The organism is Paraburkholderia sp. EG287B, from assembly GCF_040965595.1.
In the GTDB taxonomy this organism is placed as follows: Bacteria; Pseudomonadota; Gammaproteobacteria; order Burkholderiales; family Burkholderiaceae; genus Paraburkholderia.
The window spans coordinates 174,542-186,309 of record NZ_JBFRCG010000012.1; the positions used below are offsets into that span (position 1 = coordinate 174,542).

Consider the following 11,768-nt stretch of genomic DNA (forward strand, 5'->3'; position numbering starts at 1 on the left):
GCGATGGACACCCGCAGCCTAGTTCCCGTTATCGGCGCCGGCGGCGGGGGTGGCGGCGGCAAGGGCGGCGGGGGCGGAGGTGGCTCGCGTTCTCCGCAGGAGTCGCCCGACTCGCTGCGCTCGATCCAGTACGCGCGCGTCATCAACCTCATCTGTGAGGGAGAGACAGAGGGCATTGTCGGCGGTCCTCGCGGCATCTTTATCGAGGACACGCCGCTTCAGAACCCTGACGGCTCATGGAACTTCGTCGGCGCTGCAGTCGAATGGCGCGACGGCCAGCCGTGGCAAGCTCCGATCAACGGCTTCTCCTCAACGGAGTCCGAGACCTCTGTTGGCGTCACGGTCACGGTGAGCGGACCGGTTGTGCGCGGCATTGTCAACCCCAACATCGACGCCGTGCGCGTCACTATCGGCTTCCCGTCCCTGTCCTCTACGGACACAGGCACTGGCGACGTGTCCGGTACGGAGGTGCAGCTTGCTGTCGATGTCCAGGTAGACGGCGGAGGCTTCCAGCAGATGATCGTGGACACGGTGCAGGGCAAGACGACCAGCCGCTATCAGCGCTCCTACCTGATCAATCTGTCCTCCCGCTTCGGCCAGGGGCGCACCTCCTACGATGTACGCGTGCGCCGTCTGACGCCCGACTCCAACACCGTCTATCTCGTGAACTCGTTTCAGTGGGAGACGATGACCGAGGTTATCAATTCCAACCTGATGTATCCGCACTCCTCAATCTGCGGTGTGCAGGTTGACGCCTCGACGTTCCGGCAAATCCCGAAGCTGGCGTTTGATATCAGGATGCGCCGCATACAGGTGCCGTCGAACTACGACCCGGAGACGCGCGCGTATTACGGCGTGTGGGATGGCACGTTCAAGATTGCATGGACCGATAACCCGGCATGGGTGGTCTACGACCTCATCACCTCGGCGCGCGTCGGCCTTGGCGACTATATCTCTCCCGCTATGGTCGACAAGTGGTCGCTTTATGCGATTGCGCAATATTGCGACGGCATCGTGCCGAACGGCTTCGGAGGCGTCGAGCCTCGATTCACCTGCAATGTCTACATCCAGACGCGCGAGGATGCGATAACGCTGCTGCAGAACTTTGCATCGGTGTTTAACGGGATGATCTTCTGGTCCGCAGGCCTCATGACGGTCATTGCGGATATGCCGGGAGAACCCGTCGCGACCTATAACCCTGCGAACGTCGTCGACGGGCGCTTTACCTACCGTGGCACACCGCTCAACCAGAGGCACACGGTCGCGCTCGTGACGTGGAGCAATCCGTCGAACCGGTACGCGCAGGAGATCGAGTATGTTGAGGACCGCGACGCCGTGAATCGCTGGGGCGTGCGGGAAGTTCAGGTCAACGCGCTCGGATGCACTTCGCGAGGTCAGGCTAGCCGCGTCGGTCGATGGATGCTCCTGACGGAGCAGATGCTATCCGAGACGGTCTCATTCAAGACAGGCATCAACGCGGCATTCGCGCGCCCCGGCGACATCTTTCTCACGACTGATCCTGTGCGGGCAGGTTTTCGCATGGGCGGGCGCATTCTCGCCGCAACAGACAACTGGATTCAGATTGACGAGGCCGTTACGTTCGATCCGTTTGTCAGCTATACGCTCTCGGTGCTCCTGCCTGATGGCACGCTGCAGCGCGTGCCGGTTCACAATCCCGGCAGGTCTACTGACGGCATCCTGATCAACGGCACGTTCCGTATGGTTCCCGCGCGCATGGGAATCTGGTCTATCTCTGCGAGCAACGCGCAGAACGAGCAGTGGCGTTGCATCTCGGTTGTCGAGGATGAGGAAGGAAACGTCGAGATTCAGGGCGTGGCCTACCGGCCTGACAAGTTCGCCGCAATCGAACAGGGCCTCCGTCTTGAGCCTATTCCTACCGGCGTGCTCAATCCGTGGCATATCGGCGTGCCAACCGAGCTGCGCATCACCGAGAGTCTTTATCTCATCAGCCCGGTTGTCGTAGGTGCGCGCGCAACGTTTTCATGGCTCGCGCCAATCGGCGCTGTGCGTTACCAACTCAGCTATCAGTTTCGCGACAACTCGCCTACGTTTGTCGATTCGTTCATGTCGAGCATCGACGTTCAGCCGATGAATCCCGGCATGTGGTTCTTCAACGTGCGCGCGATCAATGCGCTCGGCGTGAGCAGCGGATGGGCCTCGATAACGGTTGAGATCGTCGCGCTGAACCGGCCTCCTGAGGACGTGCAGGAGTTCGCGCTCGACATGCTGAACGACTCTGCAAACCTGCGATGGAGGCCTGCAGAGAATCTTGACGTGCTGGTTGGCGGTCAGGTCGTCATCCGCTATTCGAACCGGCTCACGACAGAGGTCACGTGGGAGGAGGCGCGCGAACTGACGCGGTTCGCAGGCGGGCAGTCGAATGGCTTCTCTCCCCTGCTGCGCGGCACGTATCTCGGGAAGTTCGTCAACTCCTCGGGCAAGTTCTCTGCGAACGCGGCCTATGTGATCAGCACAACGGGACCGCTGCGCGACTTCGTCCTCGTGGCCGAGCGGTATCAGCATCCCGAGTTCCCCGGCGCGCACGTCAACACGTTCGTTCGATACGGCGCGCTGCACCTTGCCACTGACGACGAAGGCTATGCGGTATCGACCGAGGCCGCTTACTACTTCTCGCCCTCGCCTGCGATTGACATGGGCAAGGTGTTCACGGTGCGCTGCCTCTCGGTCATCGAGGGCGCGCTCTACGGCCTGTTCGATACGGTGGACCGGTGGCCCGATTGGGATGCGCGCCTTGACGTCGATGGCCTGAAGGTTGACGAAGGCGGCGGGCAGGTGATGGCGCGGCTCACGAACGTCGATCCGGCGATTGCCGAGGCCGAGGACTGGAGTCCGTGGTCACGTCTCGTTGTGGCCGACCTGACATTTCGCTCTGCGCAGTTTGCGCTCGCGTTGCACGTTCCAGATAGAACGTGGGGCATCGGCATCGTTGAGCTTGGCGTGACCATTGACGTCCCAGACCGGCTCGAATCGCAGAACAATATCGTCGTGCCGGACACCGGCCTTTACATTCGCTTCGCTGTACCGTTCAAGGAGACACCTGCGATCAACATCATTGCGCAAGGGCTGCAGTCAGGCGACGCGTGGGGCATCACGAACCAGAGCCCTGAAGGGTTCTCGATCTTCTTCCATAACGCCTCTGGCGCGTGGGTTGAAAAGACCTGCGACTGGATTGCGCGCGGCTATGGATACGAGCACATAGGCCTACAGGGTATCGGGTACTCGAAGATGTGTGGGAAAAATCTACAACTCACTGCGCAGCGCGCGCAACTCGAAGTCGATAACGCTCCGAAGGAATAGTCATGGCTCAGGTAGACAACTATCAGGTCCCCGCGCATCCGACCGGCCTCGACATGCGCATCCAGTTGAACGCGATCATCCTCGCGCTCATTGGCGACAACGCAGGGCCGACCGAACCGGCCGAACTCTACCCCGGCATGTGGTGGGGCAACACGGCGAGCGGCCGGTTGATGCGCCGTCGAAACGACAATACAAGCTGGGTTGATATCGGCCCGCTTGACGATCCACTGCTGGACCTTCGCAACGCAGTGAACGCCGCAAATAACGGCCTTGCTGGCAAGGTAAACCGGGTCGGCGATCAGATGTACGGTGAACTCCAGTTCATTCGCAACGACTTTGACGCGCTTCATTCGCATGGCCTCTCTATGTTTTCCGGATGGGCGAATGACCGTAGTACGTTAATGCGTTATTCGTATAACGCGTCGGGTATCGGTGGGCTGGAATGGATTAATTCCGCTCGAAGTATAGTGACCATGAACTGTTCCGATAACGGTACATTTTCGGCGCGCGAATCGATCAATACCGGATATCGATGCTCGCTTGGTGGAATGCCGCTAGGCGCGACGGGTACGGGCTATGGCGAACTTGAATTGCGCTCGCAGGATGGCACGTGGTTTCGCTTGCGAGGCCGACCCGCTGGCGGCGGGATGCAATGGATCAATCATGCCTATAACGCAGTCATCGCTGATATTGACGATGGCGGAAGCCTGAATAGCATGGGCGAATACCGGATGCGTTGGGGCGCTGCGTGGGTGAGCGATGGGAATCTCTACATGCCGTGGGCGGGGAACTGGCTATCGAACGTGATCGGTGATATCAACAATCGCATCAACGGTCTGGGGGGCAGCTTTGCGACGAGGCACGCGCAGTGTCAGCACGATAGCGGACTCGCGGAATTCGGGCGCATCGTGCAGGGCTCAAGCGGTCACGGCGAGGTCACCTGTCCCGGCCCGTGGGTGATGGTCGGTCTGCGCGGTGCGGTGTGGGAAACGTGGGCGCGCGGCATCGTTCTGCGAAATCAATAACGGAGGGGTACATGGCTACGGTCACGAAACAACAATCGGACGCGCTCACAAGGCAGAAGGCGGGAGAGGGAGTGCCGCGCGAGCAGTGGATGACGCACGACGAATTGATTGCAGCGATCTCGATCCTCTACCCGAACGCGGTTCATGGGCGCGACTTCTATGTTGCGCACATGGTCGAGCCTCAAACGAACGTGCAGTTGTCGAGCGCATTTATTGCGCAGTGGACTATCGACGGCGTGCCCGAGCCTTCGCTCCCCGAATTGATGCAGGCCGTCGCGCCGCATGTGAACACCGCAAAGGCAACCGTTTGCGCGCGCGACGTTCGCTGGGAGCGCAATGCACGTCTCGATCAGTCCGACAGCTTCTTGACGCGGGCGATGGAAGCCGAGGACGCTGCGAAGGTGACGGCGCTCAAGGCATATCGCAAGGCGCTGCGCGATCTCCCTCTGCAAAGCGGGTTTCCGTTCGACGTTGACTGGCCTGAACTGCCTGCGGAGGCACAGCAATGATCGACATCAACCTTCTGGCCTTCGCGCTCTCGCAGGCGTACCCCGGCTCGACGCGCGAAAACTATTTTCTCTCCTACCATGTGGGCATCGACGGAAAGCAGGACGCCGATTCATCGATCATGTCGTGGACCCTCGATGCGCCGCAGCCGACGCCAGATGAACTGCCAGCGCTGTGCGAGAAGTATCGCGCGCAGTTCGAAGAGGACGGTCTAAAGAAGGACGCGCAGGCGATCATCGAATCGATGCTCATGCAGTTCAATCACGAGATTGAGGAGGCACAGAACAAGGGGGATGAGGCCCGCGTGCAACTCCTGCAGGACATCAGGCAGAAGGTGCTGGACGTGCCGAATCAGCCAGGCTACCCGAAGGACATCGAGTGGCCTGATGTTCCGCTTGCACCTCCGCAGACTGCATACGAATTCATTCCCGTCACGGCATCGCCCCCACCAGACCCGCCTATCCTTCCTCCGCAGGAGTAAAGCCATGCATTCGACCGTCTTTGCGCTGCTCGGCGCAGTAGGAGGCGGTGTGCTGCGGCTGTTCCCCGAGATGCTGGGTGCATGGGCCAGCGGGCAGCAGAAAGATAACGCCGTGCGGCTCGCGGAACTGCATCTTGAGGAAGTGCGCGCCGAACTCGCGGCGCGGCTCGACATCGCGAAGCTCGGCGCTGAGAACGTTGAGGCGGACGGGCGGCTTGCGGTTGAGCAGGCGAGGGCTGAGTCGATGGTGATCGCACAGTCGCACCTGACCGGCGTGCGGTGGGCCGATGCGCTCAATCTCAGCGTGCGCCCGGTTGCAACGTACCTGATGCTGCTGCTTTACGTCGCCTTCAAGCTCATCGTGATTCGCGATGCAGTCATACAGGCGGCGGGCCCGACGAGCGCCACTGTCACGTCGCTGGTTGCCATCGTGTGGGATGATGACGATGCCGCGATCTTCGCTGGCGTGCTTACGTTCTGGTTTGCCGATTCGGTGCTCGTGCGTCGGAGCAAGCGGCCATGAGGCTATCCCCGCACTTCTCGCTCGACGAGCTTATACAGTCCGAGACGGCCACTCGGCACGGCATCTCGAATCAACCCGGCCCCGCGGAACTCGACAACCTTGTGCGGCTGGCCGATGTGCTCGAACTCGTGCGCACGCTGCTCCACGGCAGACCGATGCTCATCTCGTCGGCCTACCGCGCGCCCGGTGTCAACCGTCTTGTCGGCGGGTCCGCGACGAGCGACCACATGAGCGGGCGCGCTGCCGACTTCATTTGCCCCGGCTTCGGCTCCCCGTTGCAGGTGTGCCGCGCCATCGATGCCGACGCGTCGATACCCTTCGAGCAACTAATTTTCGAGGGCACTTGGGTCCACCTGTCGATAGCCGCCGAAGGCCGCGATGTACGGCGGCAGGTTCTCACGGCTCACTTTGGGAGCGGCTCCGTCACATATACGTCGGGGCTGCCGTGAAGCAAAATAGAGGTACTCCGAGAATATCCGGGAAGACCGATTAAGGCTGTAGTCGGCTGTGAAGGGTCATTCGCTGGGACCATCGCACAGACATTCAGCCGTCGGTTCCGCTCGGTAACCGGCCGCTCAGCTTGCAATGTACCTCTCAGGGAACCGGCTACGTCGTCAAAACGCCCTACCTGCGAGAGCGTTTCTGTTCATGACATCCATGCGAGGGGAGTTATTCGCGACTCAGCCGGATTGGCGTACTTCAGACAAGAGCCATTTGCTCAACTTTGCAACTGCGTCCCCTGTTGGCATGTCCTCGCGAACGCAAAGGTAATAATCCAGACCGATGTCGAGCGTCAGATCGAGCGGCGCGACCAGTACGCCTTCCGCCAGCTCTCGCTCAATAATCTTCGCGCGCATGAGTCCAAAGCCGAGTTCAGCCCGAACCGCTGCCAGTGTTAATTGGCCGTCTTCGAGCAGTGGGCCTGTCAGGCGATCAGTTCGTACGCCCGCATGCGCGAACCACGCAGCCCATCGCGCTCGATTCCCATCATGTACTAACGGCGCCTGAGCAATGTCGCGGGCATGACGGAACGGACCGTACCTTCGCGCGAAGGCCGGTGTACATGCGGGCACTAGCACGCCGGAGAGCAAGCGGGTGGCTTGGTACCCGGGCCAGCGTCCCGTTCCCATGCGAATCGATAGATCTGTCGAATCGCTTGGGTAACTGCCGTGCATCGAATATACGACGCTGATACCTATGTCCCGATGCGCATCGGTAAATCGGCCTATTCGCGGCAACAGCCAGTTGCTTCCAAAAATGCCGGTCACCCCGATGGTCAATTGGGTCAGCATTGAACGCTCTTGCGCTTGACGGGTAGCCGTCCGCAGAACGGTGAATGCACTGTGAATTGACCGGTAATAATCGCGACCCTCGTCGGTGAGATATAGGGCGCGGCCCTTGCGCACAGTTAGCGCAGTCTGCATGTGGGTCTCCAGCACATGTAGCTGATGGCTAACCGCCGAGGGCGTGACATTAAGCTCAGCCGCAGCTCCTGCGATTGAACCACGCTCGGCAAAGGCCTCGAAGGCGCGGATGGCGCGCAACGGCGGTTCCGTATCGTTCGTTTCAAGTTCCATGATACACAAAAAAAATTCAACTGTTGATTTTGGCCTCATTCCAGGGGCCCTGCCGACAGGTAATCTTAGCTCCGTAGACGAGCATCCGCGCAGTTTTTCGGGGTATCAATTGAATTCAATGCAACTGAGCGCGGGATGCAGCGAAACTCGCCTTGGGCTGTTCGTCGAGGCGACGACGGCCGCGCTGCGGGAGCCCTCGCGCCGGTGCGTATTGGCACGAATTAGAATCTTTTGGAGGCACTTAATGATGGTCGCTCAGCCCCCCGCGGATACGCTGGTCCAGCCACGGTCAGCGGCGGAATCGCCCGGAATGACGAATCAAGGGGTTCGCCTCTGCGGGATCTCAAAGTTCTACGAGAATTTTCCCGCCCTCAAGAACGTCTCCATTGACATCGCCCCTGGGGAGTTTCTTACCCTTCTGGGACCCAGTGGATCAGGCAAGACGACCACGATGATGGCGATCGCCGGATTCACGGATGTGACATCGGGGGAGGTGTACATCGAAGGGCGCCGCGTCGACATGTTGCCGCCGCATAAGCGCAATATCGGCGTCGTCTTTCAGCATCTCGCTCTGTTCCCACACCTGTCTGTCGAGGATAACCTCGCTTTTCCGCTACGCATGCGGGGGGTGAAGGAAGCCGCGATTGCTACGAAGGTCCGCAGTGCACTCGAACTCGTGCACCTCTCTGCATTTGCCGACCGCCTCCCGAATCAGTTAAGCGGCGGTCAACAGCAACGTGTCGCGCTAGCACGAGCGATTATTTTCGATCCACCCGTTCTTCTTCTCGATGAGCCACTCAGCGCCCTTGATCGAAAGCTTCGAGAGAGCATGCAGAACGAACTGAAGAACCTGCAGCGAAAACTCGGTGTGACGACTGTAATGGTGACACACGACCAGGAGGAGGCGCTGGCAGTGTCGGATCGCATTGCGGTAATGAACAACGGCGAAGTCGTGCAACTGGACACGCCGGAGATGCTTTACGAAAAACCGAACTCTCTGTTTGTCGCGGACTTCATTGGCCATTCCACAAAGCTCGAAGGCGTCGTCACATCGCTTACTCAAACAGGATGTCGTGTCAGGACGAAGGGTGGCATGGAATTGTCGGGGCAACCTACAGATGCGCCGGTTGGTTCCACCGTTTCGGTCGTTATCCGCCCGGAGAGGTTCGCTTTCGATGCCGCAACCCGTGATGACAATCATGCGTTTGGTCAGATTGTCGAGTCTACCTATGCAGGCGATGCAGTCACTTACAGCATCAAGACCGAGAGCTCAGAAACGCTCATGGTGAAGCTGAACAATCTAAAAAACACGCGACATCCGGTTATGGGTGATCGCACTCAAGTTTCGTGGAAAGTGACGGACACCATGGTGTTCGCGACGGACCGCTAATAAAAGCAAACCGCTGCGGTCAGGCGTTCAAATGGAGACTCGAAAATGAATCGACGAGAATTTATAGCGGGATGTGCAGCCGCGCCGCTGGCAGTTGGCCTTGGTAGTAGCCGGGCTTTTGCAAAGGACGCTGGCACCGTCACAGTCGCCTCATGGGGTGGCACGTTCCAGGACGCCCAGCGCGAAGCCTTATTCAAGCCCTTCGAAAAGCAAACTGGGATCAAAGTGATCGAGGCGACGGGCCCGAGCTTGGCTAAGGTCCGTGCAATGGTGATGAGCGGATCGGTTGACTGGGACGTGATTGAGGCGGTGCCCGGTGACATGCTCACGATGTCGGAGTCGAATCTGCTGGAAAAGGTCGACTACAGCGCGCTGAACAAAGAAGTGATGAGCGAGCTTCTTCCGGGCTCCATGCACCCTTACGGCGTAGCGACGATCAGCTACTCATATGTTATCGCGTATAACACGAAGAAATTCACCAAGGAGCATCACCCACGTTCCTGGGCAGAAGTTTGGGATGCAAAGACCTTCCCAGGTTCACGCATCCTTCCCGCAGGCAGCTACGTCGTCCGTCCGAACGAGCTTGCGCTTCTCGCCGACGGCGTGTCTACCGACAAACTCTATCCGCTCGATCTTGAGCGGTCGTACCGCAGCCTGTCGAAAATTCGTCCCTCGGTGCTGAAGTGGGCGACCAGCGGCACTATGGTCCCTCAATCGCTCGTCAGTGGAGAAGCCGATATCGGCTTCGCGTCACAGGGCCGAATCGTGCAACTGAAAGAGCAGGGTGCGCCGGTTGACTACGACTTCAACCAGGGCGAACTAACCGCGGACTTCTGGACTATCCCGAAGGGCGCGAAGAACCGCGAGAACGCACTGAAATTCATCGAATTCGCTTCGCGAGCAGAGCCGCTTGCAGCACTTTGTCGTGCGGTTCCCTACGGGCCTCCCAATCGACGCTCACTTGACTTGCTGCCGGCTGAGATTGCTCGCCAGCTTCCGACCCATCCCGACAATCTGAAGCTGCAATTCAAGCTCAACGCGGAGTGGTGGGCACAACGCAGTCAAGGTAGAACGAACCTCGAACGCAACACCGACATGTGGAACAACTGGATCCGCCAGTAATCCGCAAAGGGCAACGCAATTCCATAGGATCTGAAAGACATGTCGAGTTTCATCTCACAAAAAGGCGTTTCACGATCGACTATGCGGCTGTCACCGATCTTGCTTTTGGTGCCCGCGATTCTCGTTCTTGGCGTTGTTTACGGGTGGCCCCTCGTCCGGCTTCTCCGAATCAGCTTTGGACAGAGCGATTGGACGATGACGCACTACGTCCGAGTGCTCTCCGACAGCTACAACGTGCTCGTGCTTTTTGAGACGTTTCGACTGTCTTTCTTCGTCGCCCTGATCTGTCTTTTGGTCGGCTATCCGATCGCTTACCTGATTTCGAGGCTCAGCAAGCGTTGGAGCGTGATCGTCACTGCGCTCGTAGTTCTGCCGCTGTGGACAAGCACACTTATCCGAAGCTTTGCGTGGATGGTTCTGCTCGGACGTCACGGTGTAGTCAATGACCTGTATCTCAACAGTGGACTCGGCTCAACGCCCCTGAGCATCCTTTACAACAGGTTTGCCGTCTATGTCGGAACGGTGCACATCATGTTACCGCTGATGGTGTTCCCGCTGCTGTCGGCGATGAAGAAGGTTGACTGGCGGCTCATCGATGCAGCGAAAAGCATGGGGGCGAGGCCCGCTGCTGCTTTTTTTCTGATTTTCGTCCCGTTGACAAAATCAGGCATGGTCGCCGGCTTTCTACTGGTGTTCATCTTGACGCTGGGATTCTTCGTGACACCCGCATTGTTGGGTGGACCGCACGATGTGACATTCGTCATGTTGATCGAGCGCGCCGTTAATGAGCTTTCTGACTGGGAGGCTGCTTCGGCAATGTGCGTGATTCTCCTGCTCGCGACCTTCCTTCTTTATGGTCTGTACCGCCTAGTTGTGATGGTGAGTGCGAGGAGATCTCGTAACGCTGGCCGCTCCCGATCGAACCTGCTGCGCATCGCGACCCAGATCATGGGCCGTCTTCCCACCGCGTCGACCTCCAACTGGGCTCCTAAGGCTCGGTCTCCGAAGCTGTCAAACCGGCCAGGAGCGGCTGCATGGATCACCGGAATTCTCATTGTCACGTTCCTCGTGCTTCCCATACTCATCATCCTCCCGATCAGCTTTTCGGCCTCTCCCTACCTCGACTTCCCACCGCCCAGCCTATCGCTACGATGGTACGAGAACTATTTCACACGTGCCGATTGGATCAAGCCAACGTTGACGAGCCTTCAAGTGGCTATCGCGGTAGCAGTGATCTCCACGCTGATTGGCAGCTTGGCCGCGATCGCGCTGGTGAGAGGTAAGTTCGCGGGAAAGGCTGTGATCACTGCCTTCCTTGTCTCGCCCTCAGTTGTTCCTACGTTGATAACCGCAGTCGCAATTTATTTTCAGTTTGCGAAGTTGGGGCTTATCGGGACATTGACCGGACTCACGTTGGCGCACACCGTAATCGCAGTTCCGATCGTCCTTATCCTTGTGATGGCGTCGCTCAAGAGCGTTGACACTCGACCCGAGGTTGCAGCCCAAAGTCTCGGTGCCCACCCCATCGTCGCGTTCGCCAAAATTACGCTTCCTGCTATTCGGCCAGGCATCATATCGGCCTCGCTGTTCGCGTTCCTTACGTCGTTCGACGACATCATCATCGCGCTTTTCGTGAGCAGCGACTCGGCAAAGACCTTGCCGATGCGTATGTGGGAAGGTATCCGCTTCGACCTTGACCCGACTATGGCAGCGGCTTCGTCCGCAATCATCATCTTGTCCATCGTTTTGCTGGCAATTGCGCGACGCGTCGCCCCGGGCGCTGGAGAGAAGGCAGGCTAGAGCA

10 protein-coding genes are annotated in these 11,768 nt (G+C 58.9%); 9 read left to right on the top strand and 1 reads right to left on the bottom strand.

Translation table 11 applies throughout. The features are described 5' to 3' along the window. The first annotated feature begins 3 nt into the window (after positions 1–3). Genes AB4Y40_RS23050 through AB4Y40_RS23075 form a run of 6 tightly spaced genes read left to right on the top strand, consistent with a single transcriptional unit; the run spans position 4 to position 6,324 of the window. On the top strand, positions 4–3,339 hold the full coding sequence (locus tag AB4Y40_RS23050) for a host specificity protein J (protein ID WP_368689730.1): 3,336 nt from the start codon (positions 4–6) through the stop codon (positions 3,337–3,339). A gap of 2 nt (positions 3,340–3,341) precedes the next feature. Further along, positions 3,342–4,364 (top strand): hypothetical protein, encoded by a 1,023-nt coding sequence (locus AB4Y40_RS23055; RefSeq protein WP_368689731.1) that lies wholly within the window; start codon positions 3,342–3,344, stop codon positions 4,362–4,364. 11 nt (positions 4,365–4,375) lie between these two features. Further along, on the top strand, positions 4,376–4,873 hold the full coding sequence (locus tag AB4Y40_RS23060; RefSeq protein ID WP_368689732.1) for a phage tail assembly chaperone: 498 nt from the start codon (positions 4,376–4,378) through the stop codon (positions 4,871–4,873). Next, the gene (locus AB4Y40_RS23065; protein WP_368689733.1) at positions 4,870–5,352 is read left to right on the top strand and encodes a hypothetical protein; all 483 of its coding nucleotides are present in this window, start codon (positions 4,870–4,872) and stop codon (positions 5,350–5,352) included. Before AB4Y40_RS23060 ends, AB4Y40_RS23065 begins: the two co-directional genes overlap by 4 nt. A 4-nt stretch (positions 5,353–5,356) precedes the next feature. Next, positions 5,357–5,875, top strand: a complete 519-nt coding sequence (locus AB4Y40_RS23070; RefSeq protein ID WP_368689734.1) for a hypothetical protein — start codon at positions 5,357–5,359, stop codon at positions 5,873–5,875. Further along, complete coding sequence (locus AB4Y40_RS23075) at positions 5,872–6,324, top strand: D-Ala-D-Ala carboxypeptidase family metallohydrolase (RefSeq protein ID WP_368689735.1); 453 nt, start codon at positions 5,872–5,874, stop codon at positions 6,322–6,324. The genes AB4Y40_RS23070 and AB4Y40_RS23075 overlap by 4 nt, the downstream gene beginning before the upstream one ends. A 231-nt stretch (positions 6,325–6,555) precedes the next feature. Here the strand turns inward: AB4Y40_RS23075 and AB4Y40_RS23080 are convergent, their stop codons facing one another. After that, entirely contained in the window at positions 6,556–7,452 is an 897-nt protein-coding gene (locus tag AB4Y40_RS23080; RefSeq protein WP_368689866.1) for a LysR substrate-binding domain-containing protein, read from the bottom strand. 310 nt (positions 7,453–7,762) lie between these two features. Between AB4Y40_RS23080 and AB4Y40_RS23085 the strand changes: the two genes are divergently transcribed. The 3 genes from AB4Y40_RS23085 to AB4Y40_RS23095 are packed head-to-tail and all read left to right on the top strand — an operon-like array spanning position 7,763 to position 11,764. Continuing rightward, positions 7,763–8,842 carry an ABC transporter ATP-binding protein gene (locus tag AB4Y40_RS23085; protein ID WP_368689736.1) on the top strand — a complete coding sequence of 360 codons (1,080 nt, stop codon included), beginning with the start codon at positions 7,763–7,765 and terminating at the stop codon, positions 8,840–8,842. Positions 8,843–8,887: 45 nt separating this feature from the next. Further along, positions 8,888–9,964, top strand: a complete 1,077-nt coding sequence (locus AB4Y40_RS23090; protein ID WP_368689737.1) for an ABC transporter substrate-binding protein — start codon at positions 8,888–8,890, stop codon at positions 9,962–9,964. A 39-nt stretch (positions 9,965–10,003) separates the two neighbouring features. Beyond that, entirely contained in the window at positions 10,004–11,764 is a 1,761-nt protein-coding gene (locus AB4Y40_RS23095; RefSeq protein WP_368689738.1) for an ABC transporter permease subunit, read from the top strand. Positions 11,765–11,768: the final 4 nt, after the last annotated feature.